The organism is Pandoraea pneumonica (genome assembly GCF_049918595.1).
GTDB classification, from domain to species: domain Bacteria; phylum Pseudomonadota; class Gammaproteobacteria; order Burkholderiales; family Burkholderiaceae; genus Pandoraea; species Pandoraea pneumonica_A.
Genome location: NZ_JBNCRZ010000004.1, coordinates 665,089 through 690,821 on the forward strand (window position 1 = coordinate 665,089; position 25,733 = coordinate 690,821).

Consider the following 25,733-nt stretch of genomic DNA (forward strand, 5'->3'; position numbering starts at 1 on the left):
GAATTCGGTACGCGTCAGAAGTCGACGCCCGCTTGGCGCAGCAGCGCAGCGGTTTCGCATAGCGGCAGGCCCATGATGCCGGAATAGCTGCCGTCGATGCGCATCACAAATTCGGCGGCCTTGCCTTGAATACCGTAAGCGCCGGCTTTGCCCATGGCTTCGCCCGACGCGACGTAACGTTCGATTTCCTCTGTGCGCAGTGGCCGGAACCAGACATGCGAGATGTTCACGGCCTGACGAATCTGGTCGCCGGTGCAAACGGCAACGGCGGTCAGCACCCGGTGACGCGTACCCGAGAGGCGCGAGAGCACGGCGCGTGCGTCGGCATCGTCGAAGGGTTTGCCGAGAATGGTGCCGTCGAGGCAGACGGTGGTATCGGCGGCGAGAATCGGGGCGTCGGGCAGACCGGCCCGCTTGAGCCGGGCAATGGCCGCTTCGGCCTTGGCACGGGTGACACGTTGGACGTAGTTATCGGGAGGTTCCCCGGGCAGGACGGCTTCGAGCGCTTCGGCGTCTTCGTCGGCGGAGGGCAGCAGCAGTTCGAAACGCACACCGAGCTGGTGCAGCAATTCCTGACGGCGGGGACTTTGCGAAGCGAGATAGATATACGGCATGGGCGGCTTGGCTTGAAATCGTCCAGCCCGGCGCTCGAAGGGATATTCGGGCTGCACCGGGCCGCTTGGTAGGCTGGGCGAAGGGAACGCGCCCTATTATGCCGCCTTGCGCCCACGCCCGCCAGTTTCAGCGGGGGGGCGCCGGGGTTTCAGGCATCCGCGAGGAAATCTGCGCCGATCAGGTCGATACGGTCGGTGCAGATGGCGTCCACGCCCCAAGCCGCCAGCTCACGCGCGCGTTCGGGGTCGTTGACGGTATAGACGAGCATTTGCAGGCCCGCCGCCTTGATCTCGGCGACTTGCGGGCCGTCGAGGTGCTTGTGGCTGGCGTGTAGCGATACGGTGCCGAGCGCCTTGGCGTCGTCGCGCCAGTGCGCCGGCACGGCTTCGTACAGCATGCCGCGCGGCAGCGCAGGGGCCGCCTTGGCGGCGGCTTCGAGCGCTTCGTACGAGAACGACGAGAGCAGCGGCGGCAGCGCGTGGGCCGGCCACAACGCCTGCACGGCGAGGGCGACGAGCGTGCCCGTCTCCACTTCGCGCCCCGGGCAGGGCTTGATTTCCACGTTGGCCGCCAGCCCCAGCGCCTGACAACGCTCGGCTACCTGCGCCAGCGTGGGCATGACTTCCCCGGCGAAGCGCGCGTCGAACCACGACCCGGCGTCGAGTTCCTCGATCTCGGCGTAGGTCATCTGCGCCGCGGCGCCGTGACCGTTGCTGGTGCGATCGACCGTGTCGTCGTGCAGCAGGAACACGACGTTATCCGCCGAGAGCTTGGCGTCGAACTCGACCATTTGCAGGCCGAGCGAGGCACCCATCTCGAACGCTGCCAGCGTGTTCTCCGGGGCCAGCTTGCCGCCGCCCCGGTGAGAGACGATGCGCGGATACGGCCACGCGCGCCACAAATGAGAAGGCGTTGCACTATCACTCATGCTTCGACTCGCTTACCGGTGGAGGGATCGAACAGATGCAGTGCCTTTGCCGAGATGGCCAGCGGCACCACCGTGCCTGCCGCCGGACGCAGCTCGTGCGGCAAACGCACGGTGATGTGTTGATCGCCCCAGCGGCCGTGCGCCAGATTGTCGGCACCGAGCAGTTCGAGCTGATCGACGAGGATGTTGGTTTGTGCCGCGAATGCGCCGATGCCGTTCGGTTGTTCCGCCGGAATCAGATGCTCCGGACGCACGCCGAGCACCAGCTCACGATTGGCATGCGCCATGCTCGTCGGCGGCAACCGCAGCGACGGGCCGCCGCCATCCACCTGGAACGTGCGACCTTCCGAATCCACACGGCCCTTGAGCAAGTTCATCGCGGGCGAGCCCATGAAGCTGGCGACGAACAGCGAAGCGGGGCGTTCGTACACGTCCGAGGGCGTGCCGATCTGCTCGGCGTAACCCTTGTTCATCACGATCACGCGATCGGCGAGCGTCATGGCTTCGACCTGATCGTGCGTGACGTACAGGCTCGTCGTCTTCAGACGCGCATGCAATCGCTGAATTTCCAGACGCATTTGCACGCGCAGCTTCGCGTCGAGGTTAGAGAGCGGTTCGTCGAACAGGAACACGGCAGGCTCGCGCACGATGGCTCGGCCCATGGCCACGCGCTGACGCTGGCCGCCCGAGAGCTCGCGCGGCTTGCGTGCAAGCAGCGGTTCGAGTTCGAGAATCTTCGCCGCGGCGAGCACGCGCTCGTCGATGGTCTTCTTGTCGATGCCGCGAATCTTCAGGCCGTACGACATGTTCTGACGCACGTCCATATGCGGATACAGCGCGTAGTTTTGGAACACCATCGCGATGTTGCGATCCTTCGGCTCGAGCTTGTTCACCACCTGCGAGCCGATCAGGATGCTGCCTTCGCTCACCGACTCGAGGCCAGCCACCATGCGCAGCAGGGTCGACTTGCCGCAGCCCGACGGGCCGACGATGACCACGAATTCCCCGTCCTGGATGTCGATGTCGACACCGTGCAGGATGTAGTTCGTCTGGTCGTAGGTTTTCTTGACGCTATGGAGTTTGAGATTTGCCATGATTACTTTTCCGAATCGACCAGACCGCGCACGAACCAACGCTGCATGAGCAGCACGACGGCGAGCGGCGGAAGCATTGCGAGCAGCGTGGCGCTCATGACGAGCTGCCACTGCGTGGCGGTGTCCCCGCTGCCGATCATGCTCTTGATGCCCACGACCGCCGTCGTCATCGACGGGGCGTTGGTCACCAGAATCGGCCACAGGTACTGATTCCAGCCATAGATGAAGGTGATGACGAAGAGCGCCGCGATGTTCGTCTTCGAGAGCGGCAGCACCACGTCCACGAAGAAGCGCATCGGGCCAGCGCCATCGATGCGCGCGGCTTCCACCAGTTCATCGGGCAGCGTCATGAAGAACTGCCGGAACAGGAACGTGGCCGTGGCCGATGCGATGAGCGGCACCGTCAAGCCCACATAACTGTTGATGAGTCCGAGACTGGAGATGACCTGCACGGTCGGAAAGATACGCACTTCGACCGGCAGCATCAGCGTGACGAAGATCAGCCAGAAGAACAGATTGCGCAATGGGAAGCGGAAATACACGATGGCGAAGGCCGACAGGATCGACACCGAGATTTTGCCGATCGTGATGACCAGCGCCATGAGCAAGCTGTTGCCGAGCATCAGACCGAACGGCATCGCCGAATCGCCCGTGCCCCGGCCCCACACCGTTGCGAGGTTCTCGAACAGGTGCGAGCTCGGAATGAGCGACAAAGGCACGTTAAAGATTTCACGCTCGTTCATCGTGGCGGCGACGAACGCCACATAGAGCGGAAAGACCACCAACAACACGCCGATGATCAGCATGACGTGGCAGAAGATATCCAGGCCGCGACGGTTCTCGATCATGCGTATTGCACCTTGCGTTCGATGAAGCGGAACTGCACGACGGTCAGCACGATGACGATGGCCATGAGCACCACCGATTGCGCCGCCGAGCTGCCGAGGTCGAGCCCCTTGAAGCCTTCCGAGTAGATCTTGTAGATGAGCGTCATGGTCGACTGGCCGGGGCCGCCGCCCGTGGCCGCATCGATCACCGGGAAGGTGTCGAAGAACGAATACACGAGGTTCACCACGAGCAGGAAGAACGTGGTCGGCGAGATCAACGGCAGCACCAGCCCGAAGAACCGCCGCACCGGCCCGGCACCGTCGATGGCCGCAGCCTCGACCAGCGAGCGCGGAATCGCCTGCAAGCCGGCATAGAAAAACAGGAAGTTATAGCTGATCTGCTTCCAGATCGACGCCAGCACGACGAGGAACATCGCCTGACCGCCATTGAGCGCGTGGTTCCATTCGACGCCGAGCTTGCCCAGTCCGTAGGTCACCAGGCCGATACTCGGGTTGAACAGAAACGCCCACAGCACGGCGGCAATGGCAGGCGCCACGGCGTACGGCCAGATGAGCAGTGTTTGGTATGCGCGCTTGCCACGCGTCACACGATCGGCCATGGCCGCGAGCAGCAGCGAAATGACGAGGCCGCAGACCGTGACCAGTCCGCTGAAGATCATCGTGGTGCGGAACGACGCGAGGTAGAGCGGATCGCTCCAGAGCGCGGTGAAGTTGTCGAAGCCGACGAACTGGCTGGAGAGCCCGAACGCGTCCTGTGTCGACGTGGATTGCCACAGGGCCTCGCCCGCGGGCCACAGAAAGAACACGACGGTAATGAGCAGCTGCGGGGCGACGAGCGCGTAGGGCAGCCAGCCGGTACCGAAGCGAGGGCGTTCTCTTGAGTTGTGCGCCATAACGAATAGAACCAATGAAAAAAACGCCAACCCGGCCCGCGTGGGCGGGCCGGGTGGCGTCATTGTAACGGCACGGTCACATTGGCCGATGCACGAATCGCTCGTCCATCGGCGGCTGCGACGTGTGCGGGGTAGCGCTTAGCTTCCCGACTTTTCGAAGCGGCGCAGCAGGTCGTCGCCACGGGCCACCGCCTTATCCAGCGCGGCCTTCGGCGTTTGCTTGCCGCTCCACACGCCTTCGAGTTCTTCGTCGATCACCGTGCGAATCTGCGGCATATTGCCCAGACGCAGACCACGCGTGAACGGCAGAGGCGGCTTGTTGAGCATCTGCTTGATGGCCATGTCGGCGCCCGGGTTCTTCGCGTAGAAGCCTTGCTTCTCGGTCAACTCGTAAGCGGCCTTCGTCACCGGCAGGTAACCGGTGTCCTGGTGCCACTTCGCAGCCACGGCCGGCGAGGCGAGGTAGTTCAGGAACTTGGCCACGCCCTTGTACTCGGCGGACGACTTGCCCGCGAGCACCCACAGGCTGGCGCCACCGATGATGGCGTTCTGCGGTGCGCCCTTCACGTCGGCGTCGTACGGCATCATGCCCACGCCGTAGCTGAACTTGGCGTACTTGGCGATGTTGGCGAGGGCGCCCGAGGTGGTCATCGCGATACCGCAGTCGCCGCTGTAGAACTTCGAGGTCACTTCATCCTTGCGGCCCACGTACGTGAACGTGCCTTCCTTGGCCATATCGGCCAGGAACTGGATGTGCTTGGTTTGTTGCGGACCGTTGAAGACCAGCTTGGCGTCAAGACCGTCGAAGCCGTTGTTCTTCGTGGCGAACGGCAGGGCGTGCCATGCGCTGTAGTTCTCGAGCTGCGTCCAGCTCTGCCAGCCCATCGTGAAACCGCACGACAGGCCTGCGGCCTTGAGCTTGGTGGCGTCGGCCTTCACGTCGGCCCACGTCTTGGGCGGGGTGTTCGGATCGAGGCCCGCCTTCTTGAAGGCGTCCTTGTTGTAGTACAGCACCGGGGTCGAGCTGTTGAACGGCATCGACACCAGATGGTTGGTCTTGCTGTCGGCGTAGTAGCTAGCCACGGTCGGCACGAACGCGGCTTCGTCGAACGGCTCGCCAGCGTCCTTCATCACTTGCCACACCGGCTTCACAGCCTTCTGGGCCTGCATCATCGTGGCGGTGCCCACTTCGTACACCTGGAGAATGGCGGGGGCATTGCCGGCGCGGAACGCTGCGATACCCGCGGCCAGACCTTGCTCGTAGTTGCCCTTGTAGATCGGGACGATCTTGTAATCGCTTTGCGAGGCGTTGAAGTCGTTGGCGATCTGGTTGACGCGCTCGCCGAGGGCCGATTCCATCGAGTGCCAGAACTGGATTTCGGTGGCGGCCAGGGCCGACGTGCTCATGGTGAGCGCCAGGGCTGCACCGACGCCAGCCAGGGCGAACGTGCGCAAGGAAGGTTGCTTCATGCCAATCTCCGGGGGTTCACGAGAAGTCTTGTCTGTTCGCGGTGCGAACGGTTATAGCGCCGCGTAGACTACCACGTCATCGTGTTTTTTCCACCCGCAGTGCAGCACGGGTTGTTGTATGGCGGCGTCTGGCGGGGCATTGACAGATTTTTGGATTTCGCCTGCCCGCATGGCTTGCGGGCGCAGGCAGAAGCGCAGTGCAACGCATCGTTGCACTGCACAAGCCGTTGTGACTTATTTCTGACTTATTTGCTGGGAGGACGTCACCCTACGTACAACATCACGTCATGCGACGGCATACGCAATGAGCGTAAATCAGACGCGGTGGTAGGGGTGATTCGCGTTGATGCTCCACGCGCGGTAGAGCTGTTCGGCGAGGAGCACGCGCACCATGCCGTGCGGCAGCGTGAGGCTGGACAGGCGGATGAGGGTGTCGGCACGCGCTTTGAGCGCCGGGTCGAGGCCGTCGGCGCCGCCGATCACGAAGGCCACGTCGCGGCCGTCTTGCTGCCAGGTGGTGAGCGATTGCGCGAGGCGCATCGTGGTGAGGTCGGTGCCGCGCTCATCCAGACAGATCAGACGGCAGCCGCGCGGCAGGGCCGCGTCGATGCGCTGCGCCTCGGCCGCCATGACGGTCTCGGCTGTGCGGGAGTTGGAGCGTTGCTCCGGCTTGATTTCTTTGAGTTCGATGCGCAGCTCGGGGGGCATGCGCTTCGCGTACTCGGCAAAGGCGGTCTCGATCCAGCCGGGCATCTTGTGCCCGACCGCGAGAATGAACAGACGCATAACCGTGCAGCCGTCGACGAGACTTACTTGGTGGCCTTGCGGCGCGCCGGAGCTTTGGCTTGCGTCGGTGCGTCTTCTTCTTCGTCGTCCGCGTCGTCTTCAGCGCTGGCCTTCACACCGGCTTTGGTACCGGCAGCCTTCAAGCGCACGGGCTTTTCGCCCCAGATCTCTTCGAGGTTGTAGTACTGGCGCAGGGCCGGCTGCATGATGTGCACGATGGCATCGCCGGTGTCGACCAGCACCCATTCGCCCACATCTTCGCCTTCCATGCTGATGATGTCGCCACCGGCGGCCTTGACCTTATCGCGCACGCTGGCGGCGAGGGCCTTGGTCTGGCGGTTCGACGTACCGCTGGCGATGATCACGCGCTCGAACAGGGCGGTGAGGTGCTCGGTGTTGTACACCTTGATGTCTTGGGCCTTGACGTCTTCGAGGGCGTCGACGATAAGGCGCTGAAGTTTACGAATATCCATAGTGCGTTGTCTTGGTGAAACGGGGCGATCAGGGGGCGCCGTGCGACGGGCCGCTAGGGCTCGTCAGGCGCGATACAGGTGTTGCGCGCGAATGTACTGCCATACGGGTTCGGGCAGGTTTTCAGGCCGTGAGACTGCGTCTGACGCATGCGCCAACGCGGCGCGCAACTCGGTGGCGGAGATGTCGACGGCCAGTGAGTCGTCGATCAGGATGCCGCCGCATGGCGTGGATTGTACCCCGAGCGCGGACTTTTCCCTTTCAGTGAAGACTTGACGCAACGGTGCCGAGGCGGTCTCGCGGCTAAAACCCGGTCGGGCCGCCGCGCAAACGTGGGCGTAATCGAACAGTTCGCGCCACGCGTGCCATGTGTCCAGGCGCACCAGTTGGTCCGAACCGATCAGCAGCGAGAGCGACGCTTCGGGGCCGTAATCGGCGCGCAGCTCGCGCAGCGTGTCGACGGTGTAGCTCGGGCCGGCGCGTTCGATTTCACGCGTGCTCACGATCAGTTGGGTGGCCGGGCATGTCCGGTGCAGCTCTTCGGCCAGCAATTCGCTAGCCAGTCGGGTCATGGCGAGCCGGTGCACGGCAGGCGTGCTGCCTTGCTTTTGCGGCTGGTGGCCCGCGGGCATCAGCAGCAGTTCGTCGAGCGCGAGCGTGCGGGCAAAGAGCGCGCCCAGTGCCAGATGGCCGGTATGAATCGGGTCGAACGTGCCGCCGAGCACGCCGATGCGCTTGGGGCGGCCGGGCAGGCTGGTGTGGCCAGCAGCGGGAGAAGTGACGGTCATGCGTGGGCTGCCTTTACACCCACTCGCGACGTACGAGGAAGTCGGTATAGAGCTTCGCTTCCGGGGTATCCGGTTCGGGCTTCCAGTCGTAGTGCCATTTCACGACCGGCGGCATCGACATCAGAATCGACTCGGTGCGCCCGCCCGATTGCAGGCCGAAGTGCGTGCCACGGTCCCAAACCAGATTGAATTCGACGTAACGGCCACGGCGATGCGCCTGGAAATCGCGTTCACGCTCGCCATACGGCATGCCGCGGCGGCGCTCGACGATCGGCACGTAGGCGTCGAGGAATGCGTCGCCCACGCTTTGCATGACAGCGAAACCGGTCTCGAAGCCACCGCCCGAGAAGTCGTCGAAGAAGATGCCGCCGATGCCGCGCGGCTCTTGCCGGTGTTTCAGGTAGAAATACTCGTCGCACCAGGCCTTGAAGCGCGGGTACCAGTCGGTGCCGAACGGGTCGAGCGCGTCCTTGCACGTCTGGTGGAAGTGCTGGCAGTCCTCTTCGAACGGATAGTACGGGGTGAGATCCATGCCGCCGCCGAACCAGAAGGCCGGGGCTTCGCCCGGGGCGGTGGCAATCAGAATGCGCACATTGAAGTGCACGGTCGGGCAATACGGATTGCGCGGATGGAGAACCAGCGAGACGCCGAGGGCTTCGAAACCGCGCCCAGCCAGTTCGGGCCGGGAGGCGCTGGCCGAGCCGGGGAGCTTGTCGCCCACCACGTGAGAGAAGTTGACGCCGCCGCGCTCGAAGAAATCGCCATCGTCGAGCACTCGCGTGCGGCCGTCGCCGCGCAGCGCGCCGTCGGCCGGGCGTTGCCAGTCGTCGGCGAGAAAGCGTTTGCCGTCGAGCCGTTCCAGCGTTTCGACAATTCGGTCTTGCAGACCGAGCAAATAAGTTCGCACTGCGCCGGTATCCGGCATCTGAGCGTCGTCGTGCGCTGTCGTGCTCGCGGTCATCCTTCTACGTCCCGTTGCTTGGTTGGTAATACCCGGATTGTACCGGCTGGCGGGCGTTCAGGGGCGTCAGGCACCGCTTCCGGGCGGCGGATTCGCCGCCCGAATGATCGGTATCAAGCGGTTGTTATGACTTTCGGTATTTTCGGGACGTTCAGGGCGCCGGGGCATTCGGGCGCGCACCGGCTGGCGCCGCATTGCCCGTGCCGATGATCGGCGCGCCCGCGCTCGCGGTGCCGCCGCCCGCGTCCGCCGGCGGCGGCATGAGGATCTGGCGGGGTGCGGGCACCGGCCAATGGGCCGTGCCGCCCACTTCGGCAATGGCGCGGTTGGTATCGAAATACACCTGCCAATAGTCGCGGTTATGGCAGTACGGGCGCACCGCGAGCACCGGCCCGGCCGGGGTGAACTCCAGAATCTCGACGTCCACGGCGGGCGTGCTCGTCACATTCGGAATTTGGGCGATACGGGCCTTGAGGCGTGCCGCGGCGTCCTGCACGTCGACGGTGTGGGCAAGCTGCGCCTTCAGCTCGACGCGTCGGAAGGCGTTAGCGTCGTACACCGTGATGTTGTCGCTGAACACCTTCGTGTTGCCCACATAAACACGCAAATTGTCGGGGGTAGTCATCGTCGTCACGAACAGGCCGATTTCGTCGACCACGCCGGTCACGCCGCCCGCGCTGATCATGTCGCCCGTCTTGAATGGACGCAGCACGATCAGGAAGATGCCGGAGGCGAAGTTCGACAGCAGCCCCGACCAGGCCGCGCCGATGGCAATGCCGGCGGCCGCGAGCAGGGCAGCGAACGAGGTGGTCTCGATGCCGCACACGCTCAAGATGGTGAGGACCAACGCGATGCGCAAGGCGATGCGCAGCGACGATTCGGTATAGCGGACGAGGGTGGGATCGATAGCGCGCCGGGTCATGGCGGCACGCACGAGCCGGGCGGCGAGATTGATGACGAGGCCGCCGATGATCCAGATGACGACGGCCATCAGTATCTTCAGTCCGAACGGCACCAGATAATCGTTGACCAGCTTGTTGAGGTCGAACATATGCGTCTCCGTCGAGCAAGGGATCTGTCGGGAAAACTGCTGGGTTCCGCCGGGCTGGCCGGATGGGGGGCTACCGGTGTGCAGGCCGCGTATCCACGTATTCCATCGTTGAACTACGCAGGTTGCGCCGCTGCCAGCGTGCCAAGTTGCCTTTCGCTTGTCAATCGCGGCGATATGACGCGGCTGCCACGTCCGGTGGGCGGGCGTCCGAAAGTCGTCGGAAGGTCGTCAGAAACGACAACGGCCCGGACAACTTATCGTCGTCCGGGCCGTTGGTGACACGACGCTAGTTACGCAATTCGCGCGGTGAAGCTACGCGATCACGCCGTGCCTTCAGGCTTACGCGCGAGGGCGCGGTTGCCGATGTCGTGGCGATATTGCATGCCGTCGAAGCTGATCTGATTGACCATCTGGTACGCCACGCTTTGCGCGCCGCGCACGGTGTCCGACAGGCCGACCACGCACAGCACGCGCCCGCCGGTGACCGTCAGCACGTCGTTCTCCAACTGCGTACCGGCATGGAACGTCACGCAATCGCTCGTCTCGGCGGGAATCTCCGAGATACGGTCGCCCTTGCGCGGGGTTTCCGGGTAGCCGTGCGCGGCGAGCACCACGCCCAGCGCATAGCGGCGATCCCAGTCGAGTTCCACCTTATCGAGCGTGCCGGCAATCGCGTGCTCGACCACCACCGAGAAGTCGCCCTTCAGACGCGCCATGATCGGCTGGGTCTCGGGGTCACCCATGCGGCAGTTGAATTCGAGCGTCTTGATGTTGCCTTGTGCGTCGATCATCAGACCGGCGTACAGGAAGCCCGTGTAGCGAATGCCATCGGTTTCCATACCGCGCACGGTCGGCAGAATGATTTCGCGCATCACGCGGGCGTGAATTTGCGGCGTAACGATCGGCGCGGGCGAGTAAGCGCCCATGCCGCCCGTGTTCGGGCCCTGATCGTTGTCGAGCAAACGCTTGTGATCCTGCGACGTAGCCAACGGCAGCACGTTCTTGCCGTCGACCATGACGATGAAGCTGGCTTCTTCGCCTTGCAGGAATTCCTCGATCACCACGCGCGCGCCGGCATCGCCCAGCTTGTTGTCCGCGAGCATCGCGTCGACAGCGTTGTGCGCTTCTTCGAGCGACATCGCCACCACCACGCCCTTGCCAGCAGCCAGACCGTCTGCCTTGATGACGATCGGCGCACCCTTGGCGTCGATGTAGGCGTGGGCCTTGGCAGCGTCCGAGAACGTTTCGTAATCGGCGGTCGGAATGCCGTGGCGCTTCATGAACGCTTTGGCGAAGTCCTTCGACGATTCGAGCTGCGCCGCTTCGCGCGTCGGGCCGAAAACTTTCAGGCCGCGTGCGCGGAAGATATTGACGATACCGGCGGCGAGCGGTGCTTCGGGGCCGACCACGGTGAGGGCGATGCCTTCACGGATGGCGAACTCGGCGAGCACGTTCGGATCGCTGATCGGCACATTGCGCAGGCGCTCGTCGAGCGCCGTGCCGCCGTTGCCCGGGGCGACGTAGACCAATTGGATACGCGGGGATTGCGCAATCTTCCACGCCAGCGCGTGTTCGCGGCCACCCGAGCCGACAACCAGAATCTTCATGCTTGTTTATTCCTCGATGACGGCGTTGGTAAAGACTTCCTGCACGTCGTCGAGGTTTTCGAGCGCGTCGAGCAGCTTTTGCATCTTCACAGCGTCATCGCCGGTGAAGACCACTTCGGTTTGCGGTTTCATCGTGACTTCCGCGACTTCGGCCTTCAGACCGGCCGCTTCGAGCTGGGTCTTGACCGACTGGAAGTCGTTGGGCGGGCAGATCACTTCGAAGCTGCCGTCGTCGTTGGTGATGACGTCGTCGGCACCGGCGTCGAGCGCCACTTCCATGAGCTTGTCTTCCGGCGTTTCCGGCGAGAACAGGAACTGGCCGCAGTGCGTGAACAGGAAGGCCACCGAGCCGTCGGTGCCCATGTTGCCGCCGAACTTCGAGAAGGCATGACGCACTTCCGCGACGGTACGCACGCGGTTGTCGGTCATGGTGTCGACGATCACGGCGGCGCCGTTGATGCCATAGCCTTCGTAGCGAATTTCTTCGTAGTTCGCGCCGTCCAGACCGCCCACGCCGCGATCGATCGCGCGCTTGACGTTGTCCTTGGGCATGTTGGCGTCGGCTGCCTTTTCCACGGCCAGACGCAGGCGCGGGTTGCTGTCGGCGTCACCGCCGCCCAGACGCGCAGCCACGGTGATTTCCTTGATCAGGCGTGTCCAGACTTTACCGCGCTTGGCATCCGCCGCCGCTTTCTTGTGTTTGATGTTGGCCCATTTGCTATGACCCGCCATGAAATTCTCCGTCGTGCCGCACTGCGGCTAAGTATGCTGCCGGCCGCCGCAGTCCCGCGTGGCCAAGCTCTGAAACGGGAGCGCCCGCCACCGTGGGCAGCGGGCGCTTGACAGGTGGGGCCCCAGCCGAGACGGCCCGGGCGGCAACCTGCCGCTATAATCGGAGGCAATTTTATCATGCCGCCGCACCGTGCCACGGGTGTTTGCTGCGCCGTGTCACGACCCGCGCCGTTGTCTACTGCCGAGGTCGCTCATGCCCAAGAAGCCCGCGCCGTCGCAAGCGTCGCCGTCCCCTGCCTCTCCTTCGAACGACTCGCTGATCATTGCCCGCAACGCCGAGCACCTGCTCGGATTGCTGCCCGCGATGGGTAACCGGCACGGCCTGATTACCGGTGCGACCGGCACCGGCAAGACCGTGACGCTGCAAGTCATCGCGCAAGCGTTCTCCGATATCGGCGTGCCGGTGTTTCTCGCCGACGTGAAGGGCGATCTCACCGGGATCACGCAACCCGGCGTCGAGACCCCGAAGCTCAAGGAACGCATTGCCAATCTGGGCTTCGAGACCCCCGACTGGCACGGCAGTCCTGCCACCCTTTGGGATGTATTCGGCGAACAGGGCCATCCGGTGCGCGCCACCGTCTCCGACCTCGGGCCGCTGCTGCTTGCCCGGCTGCTGGGGCTGAACGAGACGCAGACTGGCGTACTCAACCTAGTATTCAAGATTGCCGACGACAACGGCTTGCTGCTGCTCGACAGCAAGGACCTGCGCGCGATGCTCCAGCACGTGGGCGACAACGCGTCGAGCTTCACCACGCAGTACGGCAATATCTCGGCCGCGTCGGTCGGGGCCATCCAGCGCGGACTGTTGGCGCTGGAACAGCAGGGCGCCGACAAGTTCTTCGGCGAGCCGATGCTCAACATCGACGACTTCATGCAGACGGACGCGCAAGGGCGCGGCATCGTCAACATCCTCGCTGCCGACAAATTGCTCACCGCGCCGCGTATCTACGGCACGTTCCTGCTGTGGTTGCTCGCGGAGCTGTTCGAGCGCCTGCCCGAAGTGGGCGACCCCGACAAGCCGAAGCTGGTGTTCTTTTTCGACGAGGCGCATCTGCTCTTCAACGAGGCCCCGAAGGCGTTGCTCGAGCGCATCGAACAGATGGTTCGCCTGATTCGTTCGAAGGGCGTCGGCGTGTATTTCGTCACACAGAATCCGGTCGACGTACCCGACACCGTGCTTGGTCAGTTGGGCAATCGCGTGCAGCACGCGTTGCGGGCGTATTCGCCGCGCGATCAGAAGGCGGTGAAGGTGGCCGCGCAGACGATGCGCGCGAACCCGTCGCTGGATATCGAGAAGGTGATCGGCGAATTGGGTGTCGGTGAAGCCCTGGTGTCGTTGCTCGACGAGAAGGGCCGCCCGGCGATTACCGAGCGTGCTTATATCGCGCCACCGGCGTCGCGCATCGGACCGATCACGCCGCAGGAGCGTCAGGCGTTGATGGCGAGTTCGCTGGTCGCGGGCGTGTACGAAACCGCTGTCGATCGCGAGTCGGCCTATGAGAAGCTGGTGGGCCGCACGCAAGACAAGCAAACCGATGCCGCAGGCGCGCCTGCTGGCGGTGAAGCGTCCGGTGGTGGCTTGCTCGATGCGGTGAAAGATTCGCTTGGCGGCATCCTCGGTGGCAGTAGTGGCGGCACAGGGGCACGCGGTACCAGCCGCAAAGACACGCCCATCGACGCCATGGTCAAGAGCACCGCGCGCACCATCGGCAGTCAGTTGGGACGCGAGATCGTTCGTGGCGTGCTCGGGAGCATCTTCGGCGGCAACCGCCGCCGATAGCGCGGCGGCGTTTTTACATCACGCACGACAACAATAACAATGAAGGAGTCTGCGCTTCCCGATGTCTCTGAAATCGTCGCTTGAACCGGTGCGTACCGGCGTTGCTCACGATCCGCTGTGGCTGCGCGCCGCACCGTTGATCTTCCTGTTCCTGTGGTCGGTCGGCTTTACCGTCGCCAAGATCGGTCTGGCTTACGCCGATCCGCTTACCTTCCTCGCGCTGCGTTACGGACTCGTGCTGGTGGTGCTCGCCCCGCTGGCGATCGTCATGCGCCCGCCTTTGCCGAAGACTGCCGCCGCGTGGGGGCATCTCGTCGTCATCGGCCTGCTGATTCAAGCGTTGTACTTCAGCATGACGTATCTCGCGCTGCGCTTAGGCGTCTCGGCGGGCAGTGTGGCGTTGATTACCTCGCTGCAACCGATTCTCGTGGCGCTGGCCGTGCCGCATCTGGTTGGCGAGCGTGTGAGCGGGATGAACTGGATCGGTCTGGGGCTAGGCTTGGCCGGGGCGGCGCTGGTGATTGTGGCGCGTTCGGCCGTGGAGGCGACGTCGTCGCTGGGCCTGCTGCTCACGTTCATCGCGCTCGGCGCGATTACCTGCGGCACGTTGTACGAGAAGCGCTTCGGTGTCGGGCAGCACCCGATTACGTCGAATCTCGTGCAATACGCGGTGGGGTTTGCGGCGACGCTGCCGCTCGCGTGGTGGCTTGAACCGATGCATGTCACGTGGAACTGGCAGCTCGGGCTCTCGCTCGTCTACCTCGTGATCGGTAACTCGATCGTGGCCATTTCGCTGTTGCTCGCCATGATCCGTCGTGGGGAGGCGTCGCGCGTGTCGGCGCTGTTCTTCCTCGTGCCGCCCGCCGCCGCCCTTGCGGCGTGGGCCATGGTCGGTGAGCACATGCCGCCGCTCGCATGGGGCGGCATGGTGCTCGCGGCCATCGGGGTGGCGATGGCCACGCGCCGTAAGCATCGTTAGGCGCGTTGATCCTTCAGCGCAAATTCAGTTCTTCGTGCCGAACAGACGATCGCCTGCATCGCCCAGACCCGGGATGATGTAGGCGTGATCGTCCAGACGCTCGTCAAGCGATGCCACATAGAGCTTCACGCCCGGGTGCGCGTCGTGCAGCACCTTCACGCCTTCCGGCGCCGCGACCAGTGCGAGGAACGCAATGTTCTCTTCTTCCACACCGCGCTTGCGCAGCACGTCCACCGCGTGCACGGCCGAGTAGCCCGTGGCGACCATCGGATCGCACAAAATGAAGCGGCGGTCGGCCACATCGGGCAGACGCACCAGATATTCCACCGGACGATGTTGCTCGTCGCGATACACGCCGATATGGCCCACGCGTGCCGAGGGCACCAGATCCAGCAAGCCGTCGCTCATCCCTACGCCTGCGCGCAGCACCGGCACGATCGCCAGCTTCTTGCCAGCGATGACGGGGGCATCCATGGTGACCATGGGCGTTTCGATGCGCTCGGTCGTGAGCGGCAGGTCGCGCGTAATTTCATAGCCCATGAGCAAGGTGATCTCGCGCAGCAGGCCACGGAACGTGCGCGTCGAGGTTTCCTTGTCGCGCATGTGCGAGAGCTTGTGCTGGATCAGCGGGTGATCGCAGATATAGAGATTCGGGAAGCGATTGTCTTGTTTCATGGCAGCATTCTGAGGCAGGGCCGGTGTGGCCCGCATGGCCGCGATTTTAGCCGATGCAGACGACGGCGGTCCGCCTTTCGACGCCGGGCACCCCTCATTGACCTGAAATGCCGGACATCAGGCCGGGCGTCAGCGGCCGTCGCCCGATTCCCTTAGAATCGCTGCGAGACGGCTCGCAAGGGCCGTATTTCCACGAATTCGCGACGGCGTCGCCACTTATTCGGAAGGTTGAACCATGGATCTGGGAATCAAGGGCCGCACGGCACTGGTGTGCGGTGCGAGCAAGGGACTTGGGCGCGCTTGTGCGCAAGCACTGGCCGAGGCAGGCGCTGACGTGGTGATCGTGGCGCGCACCGCGGCGGCGCTGGGTGAGGCAGCGGATGCCATTCGCGCGTCGACCGGCGTGAAGGTTACCGCAGTCGCTTGCGACATCACGACGCCGGAAGGTCGCGCACAGGCACTCGCCGCGTGCCCGCAACCCGATATCCTCGTGACCAACGCGGGCGGCCCGCCGCCGGGCGATTTTCGCGACTGGGAGCGCGACGACTGGATTCGCGCGCTCGACGCGAACATGCTCACCCCCATCGAACTGATCAAAGCCACGGTCGACGGCATGATCGCGCGCCAGTTCGGGCGCATTGTGAACATTACGTCGTCGGCGGTGAAGGCACCCATCGATATCCTCGGGCTCTCGAACGGTGCTCGCTCGGGCCTGACGGGCTTTGTCGCGGGGCTCTCGCGTACGACGGTCGCTCACAACGTGACGATCAACAATCTGCTGCCGGGCGCGTTCGATACCGACCGTCTGGCTGGCACGATGAAAGCGTGGGCCGACAAGAGCGGGCAATCGGTCGACGAAGCGCGTGCCAAACGTGCTGCGGCGATTCCGGCGCGCCGCTTCGGACAGCCGGACGAATTCGGCGCGACGTGCGCATTCCTGTGCAGCGCGCAGGCAGGTTATATCACCGGGCAAAACGTCCTGATCGACGGCGGCGCTTTCCCCGGCACTTTCTAGGCAGAGACTTCCCACATGACCGTAACAACTGTCACAAGCGTCCCGAAGGTTCGTATTGCGCTCATCGCGCACGACAAGAAGAAAGATGAAATTCTCGCCGTCGCGCGCGACTATGTGGACGTGCTGCGTCAGTGCGACCTCGTCGCCACCGGCACCACCGGCGGACGCATTGCCACGGAACTAGGCCTCGAAGTCGAGCGCAAGCTCTCCGGTCCGCACGGCGGCGATTTGCAGATTGGCGCTCAATTGGCCGAAGGGCGCGTCGACATGGTGCTGTTCCTGCGCGATCCGATGACGCCGCAACCGCACGAGCCGGACATCAACGCGCTGGTGCGGGCCTGTGACGTGCACAACGTGCCGTGCGCGACCAATAGCTCCACGGCGCGACTGCTGCTCGAACAGTTGATCGTCCGTCTGGCGGCGCAGCCGAAGTAATGGGCGAGCGGCCTGCAAGCTACCGACACACCCCCAAAGCGACACACCCAAAGTCTTAAGGAGCGAGGATGACAAAAGCGATCCGTATCGAAACGAACGGCGGCCCGGAAGTGATGCAATACGTCGACGTGCAAGTGGGCGAGCCGGGCCCGGGCGAGGCACGCGTGCGTCACAACGCGGTCGGGTTGAACTACATCGACGTGTATTTCCGCACGGGGCTCTATCCCCAGCCGCTGCCCGCGGGCCTCGGTATGGAAGCGGCCGGTGTGGTCGAGGCGGTGGGTGAGGGCGTCACGCACGTGAAGCCGGGGGATCGTGTCGCGTATGCGAGCCGTCCGTGCGGGGCCTATTCGCAGGCGCGCGTGATGCCGGCCGCACCGCTCGTGCGTGTGCCCGATGGCATCACCGACGATCAGGCCGCCGCCATGATGCTGCAAGGCATGACGGCGCAATATCTGCTGCGCCGCACGTATCCGGTGAAAGCGGGCGACACGATTCTGATTCACGCTGCAGCCGGTGGCGTGGGGTTGATCGTCTGCCAATGGGCCAAGGCGCTCGGCGCGACGGTGATCGGCACGGTTGGCTCCGACGAGAAGGCGGCGCTGGTGCGCCAGCACGGTTGCGACCATCCGATCGTCTACACGCGCGAGAATTTCGTCGAACGCGTGAAGGAAATCACCGGCGGCGAAGGCGTGCCGGTGGTGTACGACTCGATCGGTAAAGACACCTTCATCGGCTCGCTCGACTGCCTGCGACCGCTGGGCACGATGGTGAATTTCGGGAATGCGTCGGGACCGGTCACGCAGATCAACACTGCCGATCTGGTGTCGCGTGGCTCGCTGTTCTTCACGCGTCCGACCTTGTTCAACTACACGGCCAAGCGCGCCGACTTGGAAGCCACCGCGAACGAACTGTTCGATGTCGTGGCCAAGGGCACGGTGAAGATCGAAGTCAATCAGCGTTATGCGCTGGCCGACGTCGCACAGGCGCATCGTGACCTCGAAGCGCGCAAGACGACGGGCTCGACGCTGTTGATGCCGTAACCGGTTGCAGATCATCGGTTGGAAAACGAAAAGGGACGCCGTGGGCGTCCCTTTTTTTGTTGCCGCGACCGATTGCGCTCAGGCGCGCTGCGTGAACACATGCGCGCGGGCGTCCTCGCGCAAGTCGACGGGCAAGCGTCCTACGAGCCAGTGCACCACCATGCCGATGATGACCACGTCGTCGAGCAGGCCGAAAACCGGAATGAAGTCGGGAATCAGATCGAAGGGGCTGAGCAGATAGACGACGAGCGCAGCCACGGCGGGCAGCAGCCAGCGCGGGCGGCGCGGGTCGCGCACAGCGTGCCAGAGGATGCGGAAATCGTGGCGGGCCACTTGCCACAGACGCAGAAATCGTTTCACTTGCAGACTCCCAAGACAGACGCCAATACGGGGCGGTTGTGCAGAATTGCGTGCCGAACCGACGCAAACGTCGTATAACATCGTTCAAAGTGTTGAGAATGATACGCGTAAGCGAACTTTCTTGCTGGTAGGCATGGTCACGCACTTTGCGTTACAAATGACTTCGACATCGTGGCGATGCGAGGGTTTCATCGAGACGCGATGCTTGATGCAGTACCCAGTGGGCTTGCGCGGTTGCGACGTAATAAGGGCGGCGGGATAATTTGCCGGTCGCCGTGGTCTACCCACTTTCCCCCTTCTAGCGGACGCATCCCAAAGCCAATATGACCGACGCTCAAGATCCGAAAACGCCGCAACAGCCCCCCAAGTCTCCCGAAGCCGATACCGGCGCGAGCAAAAGCGAAGCCAAGCCCGTGACACCGGAAACGTCGTCGAGTGCGTCAACGAAATCGACGGAGTATGTCGAGGGTGCTACGCCCGCATCGCCGCGCGCGACGGGCAAGCCGGTGGGCGGTACGGCGGAAGGCTCCGCCGAGATGCCACCTAATCCCGATACGCTGACGCGCCCGGTGCACCCGCAGGAGCCTGGCGCCTCCGCTGATGCACGTGCGGAAAAGCCGCAGCCGCCTGCGACGTCACCGACGTCGGCGGTCAGTCAGAAATCGGTCGCCGAAGTCGCTTCCGACAGCAACCCCATTGGTGCACCACCTGCTGCCACGTCGCGCGAAGACGTGAAGGCCGCTGGCGTGGGTAGCGCGGGCGGGACGATTGATGCAGGCGGCTCAGGTGGCTCAGGCGGCGGCGAGCCTCCCCATCAGCCAACCTTCGGCGGCGCCGCGCCGCGCCCCGGTAGTCCTGCGTCGATGGGCGGCGCGCCGTCGTATTTACAGGCGGGCGACTCGCCGTGGTCGGTGCTGCGCCGTATCCTCGGCGCGCGTTTCCGGGCGTGGTACGACCGCGCTGGGCAACGTATCACGCAGCGCACGCTGAAGATTGGCATTTCCGCGCGCATCTTCCATCCGGAGCCCGGTAACAAGGGGCTGCGCAGCAAGACGCTGCAATATCTCGAAGAATCGATCGCTCACTGGGTGATGTCGCGCGACGTGCTGGTGTTCATGATTCCGACGGTCGATACGCAAGGCCAATTGCACCCCAGCCACATTCGTTTGCACGATTACGCGAAACACCTCGACGGTTTGGTATTGCAGGGCGGTGCGGACGTTGCACCGCTCACGTATTCGGAAGTCGCCACGCGCCACGAGTGGCAGGGCGACCGCATGCGCGACATGTACGAACTGGAACTGCTGCACGAATTCGTCGAGCAGGGCAAACCGATTCTGGGCGTGTGCCGTGGCTGCCAGCTCATCAACGTGGCATTTGGTGGCACGTTGCATCAGGACATCGCCACCGACCTGCCCGAGGCCATTCCTCACGTCACCGAAACCTATGAACACAACCGCCACACGCTGACGTTCCCCGAAGGCTCGTCGCTCGCGCAGATGCTTGGCCCGGTCGATGTGCCGATCGTGAACTCGATTCACCACCAGTCGGTGAAAACGCTTGGGCGCGACCTGAGCGTCGAGGCCGTGTGTGCGGAGGATGGTGTGGTGGAGGCGATTCGTTATCGCAAGGCGCCGTTCGTGATGGGCTTGCAATGGCATCCGGAGTTTCACCGCGCGGGTGGTCCGGAGTTTCTGGATTGCACGCCGGTGCTCGATAACTTCCTGCGTGCCGCGCGCGAGACGCGCTTCTGATGTGATGTTGTTGATGCGATGACCCTCGCGTCATCGCCAAAGAAAAAGGGCAGCCGAGGCTGCCCTTTTTCATGTCGAGAGCGCTGTGATGTTGCTAGCAGCGCTCTGTCCGCGTCGATTAGAAGCGGTGACGGATGCCCGTGCCCACAACGGTTTGCGAGCTGGTCGACGACATACCACCGGCAGCGCCAACACCGGCTTGCAAGCCCGTGCCTTGGTTGTCGGAGATGTGTTGGTACGAACCGGTCAGGTACACGTCCGTGCGCTTCGACAGACGGTAGTCAGCTTGCAGCGTAACGGTGTGGAACTTCGGCTTCTGGTCGGTCGAATCTTGCTTGGCCATCGTGTACGTGTACGCGGCCGACAGCGAGACTGCCGGGGTCAGCATGTAGCGACCGTTGATTTCGAAGTTGTCGAACTTCAGACCGTCGTTGTTGAACGACACAGCGGTGCTGTTGTAGTTCAGGCCCGACAGACCTTGCAGTTGGGTGTGGGTGTACACCAGGCCGACCGTTGCCGGGCCGAAGGCGTAGTTACCACCGATACCCCACACGCGTTGCTTCGATGCGTTGAACACCGAGTCACCGCCTGCCGACGTATCCACTGCACCTGCGGTGTTGTTAGCACCCGGGTTGCCTTGGCGTTCCAAGTAAGCAGCAGCCACCGTCAGCGGGCCGTTTGCGTAGTTCACGCCGGCGCTGAATGCACGGTTGTTGGCGAAGTCACCAGCCTTGTTCGAGAAGCCATACAGGCCGCCGAAGGTCAGGCCGTTGTAGTTGGCGCTCGAGTACTTGACCGAGTTGTTCACACGGAACGAGTTGTTCGTGTTGTCGTTGTCATACGGGTGCGAAGCGATCGTGCCGCCGTACGACGAACCGTTCAGGGTCAGCGGAGCCAGGTAGTCAACCAGCGAGTCGTACTGACGACCCACCGTCACCGTGCCGAACTTGTCGTTCTGCAGGCCGACGAAGGCTTGACGACCGAACATGCGGCCGTTTTGGCCCGATTGACCGTTGTTGATCGAGAAACCGTTTTCCAACACGAAGATGGCCTTGTTACCGCCACCCAGGTCTTCCGAGCCCTTCAGGCCCCAACGGCTGCCGTTGATCAGGCCGCTCGTTGCGCGGAAGTTCTTCGAACCCGAAGCTGCCGACGTGGTGGAGTTGCTCGTGTAAGCAACGCCAGCATCGATCAAACCGTACAGCGTGACGCTGCTTTGTGCATGCGCGGCGGTTGCCGAGAACGCGCCGACGACGGCTGCGGCAAGAAGAGTTTTTTTCATGGTTTAAGCTCCAGTAACGTGACACGAATCGCAGAATTCGCGTGAAAACAGAACGCGGCGAAACAGAACATGTCGAGGTGACGGTTTGTCATTCGCGGGCCCGATCAGGTATCGGCACTGTTCTGCTGACAGGGGGCAGTGTATGAGGGGCCTTCACTCCCGCCTATTTCAGAATCCGCAAGAATCTATTTCACTTCTGAAAAGAATCGTGTCGATGCGTCGCAAAGCGTTGTGTGACAAGGGATTGGCTTGATTAAGCCTAGGCGAGAAATGGCGATGCAAGCGGTGTGTGTTGCGCTCGGGACACAGTGTTTGCACAGTGACGAGGCGGCTGCGAAGCGTTGCCAGCGCTGGATTTGCGCGCGACACGCATGATTTGAATTGGTTCCCGCGCTGCGATTTCATGTCGCACTCGCCGTTTGCGCGAGCGGTGCATCGCACGAAATTGCAGGGAGAACGTCGTCGCAGATTCGCTTCACGATTTGCGTGAGCGATCGACGGAATTCATCTCACTTCTATATAGCTGTCGAGCGCGATGTGACGCAGCGAATTGCGTGATCGTTTTGTTCGCGTCAGCCTTGTGTCATCTTCGCGTCATCGATGAACGTACGCGGCTGAAATCGAACACGAGTCATGTGGCAATTCCGAGTTGTTCGCGAGCGCGATTTCGCACGTCGTCGAAAAATCCCTTTATTTATGGGGTTTTACAGACTATTGCGAGCAGGCGAATAAATCATTGCGCCGAATGATGAGAATGTTTCGCGGGTGCGCACCTATACTACGTTCCGCGAGAAGTAGACTTTTGCGTTGAGTGAAAAGTCTCCAAACCTTGGCGCGGCCTCATCGGCCGCGCTTTTTTTTCGCCTGCGTTTTTTGCCCGCGTTTCTCGTCTGCTTTTGTTGTCATGCGTAGTGTCCCGACGTCAGTGCGTCGGCACAATCGCGCACGTGCGGAATGCTCAACTGCTTTAGCTTGCGATACAGCGACGCACGACAAAATCCCAACGTACGAGCGGCAGCGGAAATATTCCAGCGATGTTGTGAAAGTGCTTGCAAGATGCGCTCACGCTCCTGCATGCGAGGGGTATCGCGCTCCGTGGCGACGTTGGCCGAGGTTGTGTTCGCCACGGCTGCCGTCGGCGCCACGTGCGTCATCGAAGTCGCCGCCGTCACCGCTGGCGGCAAATCCTCCACTCGCATCACATTCCCGTTCATCACTGCGCACGCGTAGCGCAATGCCGCGCGCATCTGTCGCAGGTTGCCGGGCCACGCATAGGTGAGCAGATGCGTCATCGCGTCTGCCGACACGCGCGCGAGCGCTTGATCCATGCGCAGGCCGGGCCACTCGTCGCAGAGCATGCGCGCAATGAGTTCAGGCTTGTCGTCGCGTTCGTGCAGCGTGGGCAACGTCAGCACACCCACAGCAACACGGTAATAGAGGTCTTCGCGAAACTTGCCCTGCGCGAGCGCGCTAGCGAGATCCTGATGCGTCGCGCAAATCAACTGCACGTCGACAGGAATGGCACGGCTCGCACCTAGCGGTGTGACTTCTCGCTCCGACAGCACACGCAGCAGCCGCGTTTGCAGCGCATACGGCATGTCGCCAATTTCATCGAGAAACAGCGTGCCGCCATCGGCTTGTTGCAATTTGCCTTTCATGCCGCCGGGGAGCGCGCCCGAGAATGCACCGCGCTGATAGCCGAACAATTCGCTCTCGACCAGATGTTCAGGAATCGACGCGGTGTTGATCGCGACGAATGCTTGCGCGCGCCGTTCGCTATAAGCATGCAGTGCGCGCGCGAGAAACTCCTTACCTGTGCCGGTCTCGCCGAGAATCAGTACCGGCAGGCCGCGATCGACGAAGCGCTTGCCGCGTGCGAGCAGGTCGCGCATGCGGGCATCGGTGCCGCTGAGATCGTCGATGGCGAGATAGTCGGGGCGCATCTGGCGCTGAGCGGCCGTGGCGGGCGCTGGTGCCATCGCGGCTTGGCCGAGCGGTGCAAAGGAGGCAATAGGGGCGACGGGGGCGACGGGGGTGATTGAGGCGACGTTGCCAAAGGTGGCCGACGTGCCGAGCGGGGTGACGGTGCCAAGGGAGCCAAGCGGACTGACGGGTCGAGCGGGGGCTTTCGCTACAGCAAGGTGAGCGGGCATGACTGTCTCCTTCTCGTATCGTTACGAAAGGTCGCCGTCGGTGGCTTTTGGCCTGGCGTTTCCTTCACGTCTCTTTATTGTTGCGTCTCGCTCGGGTAGCGACCGCCAATGGAGCATACGACCGCGCAGTCATAACATCCAATACAATATTGATGCGCTATTAATACCTTTGGGGTATCAAATGATCGAGCTGCGCCATTTCCAGTATTTCGTCGCGCTGGCCGAGACCTTGCATTTCGGCCGGGCGGCGCAGCAATTGCATATCTCGCAGCCGCCGCTCTCGCGGCAGATTGCGTTGATGGAAGCCGAGTTGGGGGTGCAGCTATTCGAACGCACGCGCCGCAGCGTGCGGCTGACCCGGGCCGGGGCGCGGTTTTATCAGGACGCAGTGGAAATTCTCAACTCGGTGGATCGGGCGAAGCGCAACGTCGTCGCGGCAAGCCGGGGGGAGGATGGCGCGATTACCGTGGGCTTCATGATGTCTTCGGCTTACAACATCCTGCCCGCGCTCACACGCACTTATGCGGCCGCGTATCCGCGTGTCGACATGAAGCTCGCCGAGGCGCTGCCCAATTTGCTGGCCGAATCGGTGCGTGCCGGGCGGATAGACGTGGGCATCATGTACCGCCCGGAGGACTTGTCCGGGCTCGATACGGCGACAGTGTTCCGCGAAGAGATGGTGGCCGTGATCCCGCGCACGCATGCGTTGGCCGATGTGACATTGCTCGACGCCACACAGCTATCCGACGAGTCGTTTGTGAGCATTCCGCGCGAGATTGCCCCGCTGGTCTACGACCTGATCGTCACGCATTGCCGTCGAGCAGGTTTCGCGCCGCATATCCGGCTTGAGACAAACCTTCAGCAAACGATTATCAATCTGGTCGGCGAGGGGCTGGGCGTGGCGATGGTGCCGATGTCGATGAGCAGTGCGAGCGCGTCGGGCAACGCGGTGTTCAAGCCGCTGCGCAATGCCCCGGTGGCAGAAGTGGCCCTGCTGTGGAGTCGCGACAATCACAACCCGTGTGTTGCCACGTTTGTGGAAAATGCCCAGCGCGCGTGGCGCGAGATGCAGCGCGTGCCGGGCGCGCGGGTGGTGCCCGATTTGCCGGACACCAGCCTGCGCTGATCAAACTCCCACTCAGATTTCCAGAATCCCGGCGGCGACGAAGCCGCCGTCGACCGGCAAGATGTGCCCAGTCACATACGACGCATCGTCCGACGCCAGAAAGCTCACCGCCCCGGCGATCTCTTGCGGCAGGCCGTAACGGCCGAGGGGTGTGGTTTCCGTGTAGTGCTGGCGCGAGATATCCGAGTGCAGCACTTTCGTGAGCGGCGTATCGATGGGGCCCGGTGCCACGCCGTTGGCCGTAATGCCGAACGGCGCCAGTTCGATCGCCATCTGACGCGTCAGGCCGATCACGGCGGCCTTCGACGTGCCATACGCCGTGCGCCCGGCGCTCGCGAGAATTCCGGCCACTGAGGCGAGATTGACGATGCGTCCCCAGCGTTGCTCGCGCATCAGCCGGGCGGCGTGCTGGCCGCACAGCAGCGTGCCGGTGAGATTGACGGCCATCACCTGATGCCAGTGATCGAGTGGATAGTCGAGAAACGGAAACGTCTTGGCGATACCCGCGTTATTGACCAGCACATCGCAGCGCCCGTGCTTTTGCGCCACTTGCCGGAACCCGTCGGCAATCGACGCTTCGTCGCCCACGTTCATCGCGAGCGCCCACGCGTCGTGGCCCGCTTCCCGGAGTTTGCCCGCCGTCTCGTTGGCGCCTGCCTCGTTCAGATCGGCGACCACGACCGTCATGCCGTCGCTGGCCAGCCGCTCGCAAATGGCCGCACCGATACCCATGCCGCCGCCTGTCACCACTGCCACTTTCTGGGTCATGCTATGGACTCCTAAATTTATTTCGATTTACAGCTCGGGCTCCGCCGCCAGCAAAGCGG

General features: G+C 63.1%; 25 protein-coding genes. 7 read left to right on the forward strand and 18 right to left on the reverse strand.

What is annotated here, in order from left to right:
- Positions 1 to 14: 14 nt before the first annotated feature.
- From ACPWR9_RS19585 to ACPWR9_RS19645, 13 genes are all read right to left on the reverse strand, one after another.
- Complete coding sequence (locus ACPWR9_RS19585) at positions 15 to 614, reverse strand: Maf family protein (RefSeq protein ID WP_150680525.1); 600 nt, start codon at positions 612 to 614, stop codon at positions 15 to 17.
- A gap of 149 nt (positions 615 to 763) precedes the next feature.
- Positions 764 to 1,543 carry a glycerophosphodiester phosphodiesterase gene (gene ugpQ, locus ACPWR9_RS19590; RefSeq protein ID WP_426330834.1) on the reverse strand — a complete coding sequence of 260 codons (780 nt, stop codon included), beginning with the start codon at positions 1,541 to 1,543 and terminating at the stop codon, positions 764 to 766.
- Positions 1,540 to 2,637, reverse strand: a complete 1,098-nt coding sequence (locus ACPWR9_RS19595; RefSeq protein WP_426330833.1) for a sn-glycerol-3-phosphate import ATP-binding protein UgpC — start codon at positions 2,635 to 2,637, stop codon at positions 1,540 to 1,542. The genes ugpQ and ACPWR9_RS19595 overlap by 4 nt, the downstream gene beginning before the upstream one ends.
- Positions 2,638 to 2,639: 2 nt before the next feature.
- A complete protein-coding gene (ugpE, locus tag ACPWR9_RS19600) occupies positions 2,640 to 3,485 on the reverse strand; it encodes a sn-glycerol-3-phosphate ABC transporter permease UgpE (protein ID WP_426330832.1) in 846 nt (281 codons plus the stop codon).
- Positions 3,482 to 4,378 carry a sn-glycerol-3-phosphate ABC transporter permease UgpA gene (gene ugpA, locus ACPWR9_RS19605; RefSeq protein ID WP_150680521.1) on the reverse strand — a complete coding sequence of 299 codons (897 nt, stop codon included), beginning with the start codon at positions 4,376 to 4,378 and terminating at the stop codon, positions 3,482 to 3,484. The genes ugpE and ugpA overlap by 4 nt, the downstream gene beginning before the upstream one ends.
- Before the next feature lie 138 nt (positions 4,379 to 4,516).
- A complete protein-coding gene (gene ugpB / locus ACPWR9_RS19610) occupies positions 4,517 to 5,848 on the reverse strand; it encodes a sn-glycerol-3-phosphate ABC transporter substrate-binding protein UgpB (RefSeq protein WP_150680520.1) in 1,332 nt (443 codons plus the stop codon).
- A 315-nt stretch (positions 5,849 to 6,163) separates the two neighbouring features.
- Complete coding sequence (gene rlmH, locus ACPWR9_RS19615) at positions 6,164 to 6,634, reverse strand: 23S rRNA (pseudouridine(1915)-N(3))-methyltransferase RlmH (protein ID WP_426330831.1); 471 nt, start codon at positions 6,632 to 6,634, stop codon at positions 6,164 to 6,166.
- A 23-nt stretch (positions 6,635 to 6,657) separates the two neighbouring features.
- Positions 6,658 to 7,107 (reverse strand): ribosome silencing factor, encoded by a 450-nt coding sequence (rsfS, locus tag ACPWR9_RS19620; RefSeq protein WP_426330830.1) that lies wholly within the window; start codon positions 7,105 to 7,107, stop codon positions 6,658 to 6,660.
- A gap of 63 nt (positions 7,108 to 7,170) precedes the next feature.
- Positions 7,171 to 7,893 (reverse strand): nicotinate-nucleotide adenylyltransferase, encoded by a 723-nt coding sequence (locus ACPWR9_RS19625; RefSeq protein ID WP_426330829.1) that lies wholly within the window; start codon positions 7,891 to 7,893, stop codon positions 7,171 to 7,173.
- Between the two features lie 13 nt (positions 7,894 to 7,906).
- On the reverse strand, positions 7,907 to 8,818 hold the full coding sequence (gene hemF, locus ACPWR9_RS19630; protein ID WP_150681084.1) for an oxygen-dependent coproporphyrinogen oxidase: 912 nt from the start codon (positions 8,816 to 8,818) through the stop codon (positions 7,907 to 7,909).
- A 187-nt stretch (positions 8,819 to 9,005) separates the two neighbouring features.
- Positions 9,006 to 9,905 (reverse strand): mechanosensitive ion channel family protein, encoded by a 900-nt coding sequence (locus ACPWR9_RS19635; RefSeq protein WP_426330828.1) that lies wholly within the window; start codon positions 9,903 to 9,905, stop codon positions 9,006 to 9,008.
- Positions 9,906 to 10,225: 320 nt separating this feature from the next.
- Positions 10,226 to 11,512, reverse strand: a complete 1,287-nt coding sequence (gene purD, locus ACPWR9_RS19640) for a phosphoribosylamine--glycine ligase (protein WP_426330827.1) — start codon at positions 11,510 to 11,512, stop codon at positions 10,226 to 10,228.
- Positions 11,513 to 11,518: 6 nt separating this feature from the next.
- On the reverse strand, positions 11,519 to 12,244 hold the full coding sequence (locus ACPWR9_RS19645) for a YebC/PmpR family DNA-binding transcriptional regulator (protein WP_150680515.1): 726 nt from the start codon (positions 12,242 to 12,244) through the stop codon (positions 11,519 to 11,521).
- A gap of 253 nt (positions 12,245 to 12,497) precedes the next feature.
- Between ACPWR9_RS19645 and ACPWR9_RS19650 the strand changes: the two genes are divergently transcribed.
- Positions 12,498 to 14,084 carry a helicase HerA-like domain-containing protein gene (locus ACPWR9_RS19650; protein WP_426330826.1) on the forward strand — a complete coding sequence of 529 codons (1,587 nt, stop codon included), beginning with the start codon at positions 12,498 to 12,500 and terminating at the stop codon, positions 14,082 to 14,084.
- 61 nt (positions 14,085 to 14,145) lie between these two features.
- A complete protein-coding gene (locus tag ACPWR9_RS19655; RefSeq protein ID WP_426330824.1) occupies positions 14,146 to 15,063 on the forward strand; it encodes a DMT family transporter in 918 nt (305 codons plus the stop codon).
- Positions 15,064 to 15,087: 24 nt separating this feature from the next.
- Here the strand turns inward: ACPWR9_RS19655 and upp are convergent, their stop codons facing one another.
- The gene (upp, locus tag ACPWR9_RS19660) at positions 15,088 to 15,738 is read right to left on the reverse strand and encodes a uracil phosphoribosyltransferase (RefSeq protein WP_426330823.1); all 651 of its coding nucleotides are present in this window, start codon (positions 15,736 to 15,738) and stop codon (positions 15,088 to 15,090) included.
- A 235-nt stretch (positions 15,739 to 15,973) separates the two neighbouring features.
- Between upp and ACPWR9_RS19665 the strand changes: the two genes are divergently transcribed.
- The 3 genes from ACPWR9_RS19665 (at position 15,974) to ACPWR9_RS19675 (ending at position 18,231) form a co-directional block, all read left to right on the forward strand.
- On the forward strand, positions 15,974 to 16,753 hold the full coding sequence (locus tag ACPWR9_RS19665) for an SDR family oxidoreductase (RefSeq protein WP_426330821.1): 780 nt from the start codon (positions 15,974 to 15,976) through the stop codon (positions 16,751 to 16,753).
- A 15-nt stretch (positions 16,754 to 16,768) separates the two neighbouring features.
- Entirely contained in the window at positions 16,769 to 17,188 is a 420-nt protein-coding gene (locus ACPWR9_RS19670; RefSeq protein WP_426330820.1) for a methylglyoxal synthase, read from the forward strand.
- A 68-nt stretch (positions 17,189 to 17,256) separates the two neighbouring features.
- Entirely contained in the window at positions 17,257 to 18,231 is a 975-nt protein-coding gene (locus ACPWR9_RS19675; RefSeq protein ID WP_426330819.1) for a quinone oxidoreductase family protein, read from the forward strand.
- Positions 18,232 to 18,309: 78 nt separating this feature from the next.
- Here the strand turns inward: ACPWR9_RS19675 and ACPWR9_RS19680 are convergent, their stop codons facing one another.
- Positions 18,310 to 18,591, reverse strand: coding sequence for a YkvA family protein (locus ACPWR9_RS19680; protein WP_426330818.1), 282 nt, complete (start codon positions 18,589 to 18,591; stop codon positions 18,310 to 18,312).
- Positions 18,592 to 18,914: 323 nt separating this feature from the next.
- On the opposite strand from ACPWR9_RS19680, the gene ACPWR9_RS19685 reads away from it, so the two are divergent.
- On the forward strand, positions 18,915 to 20,345 hold the full coding sequence (locus ACPWR9_RS19685) for a gamma-glutamyl-gamma-aminobutyrate hydrolase family protein (protein ID WP_426330817.1): 1,431 nt from the start codon (positions 18,915 to 18,917) through the stop codon (positions 20,343 to 20,345).
- Between the two features lie 118 nt (positions 20,346 to 20,463).
- On the opposite strand, the gene ACPWR9_RS19690 is transcribed toward ACPWR9_RS19685, so the two are convergent.
- Both ACPWR9_RS19690 and ACPWR9_RS19695 read right to left on the reverse strand, forming a co-directional pair.
- Positions 20,464 to 21,627 carry a porin gene (locus ACPWR9_RS19690; protein WP_426330816.1) on the reverse strand — a complete coding sequence of 388 codons (1,164 nt, stop codon included), beginning with the start codon at positions 21,625 to 21,627 and terminating at the stop codon, positions 20,464 to 20,466.
- A gap of 902 nt (positions 21,628 to 22,529) precedes the next feature.
- Positions 22,530 to 23,570 (reverse strand): sigma-54-dependent Fis family transcriptional regulator, encoded by a 1,041-nt coding sequence (locus tag ACPWR9_RS19695; RefSeq protein ID WP_426331100.1) that lies wholly within the window; start codon positions 23,568 to 23,570, stop codon positions 22,530 to 22,532.
- Positions 23,571 to 23,961: 391 nt separating this feature from the next.
- Here ACPWR9_RS19695 and ACPWR9_RS19700 point away from each other — a divergent pair, with 391 nt between their 5' ends.
- On the forward strand, positions 23,962 to 24,906 hold the full coding sequence (locus ACPWR9_RS19700) for a LysR family transcriptional regulator (protein ID WP_426330815.1): 945 nt from the start codon (positions 23,962 to 23,964) through the stop codon (positions 24,904 to 24,906).
- A gap of 12 nt (positions 24,907 to 24,918) precedes the next feature.
- Here ACPWR9_RS19700 and ACPWR9_RS19705 read toward each other — a convergent pair whose 3' ends face one another.
- On the reverse strand, positions 24,919 to 25,674 hold the full coding sequence (locus ACPWR9_RS19705) for an SDR family NAD(P)-dependent oxidoreductase (RefSeq protein WP_426330814.1): 756 nt from the start codon (positions 25,672 to 25,674) through the stop codon (positions 24,919 to 24,921).
- Positions 25,675 to 25,733: the final 59 nt, after the last annotated feature.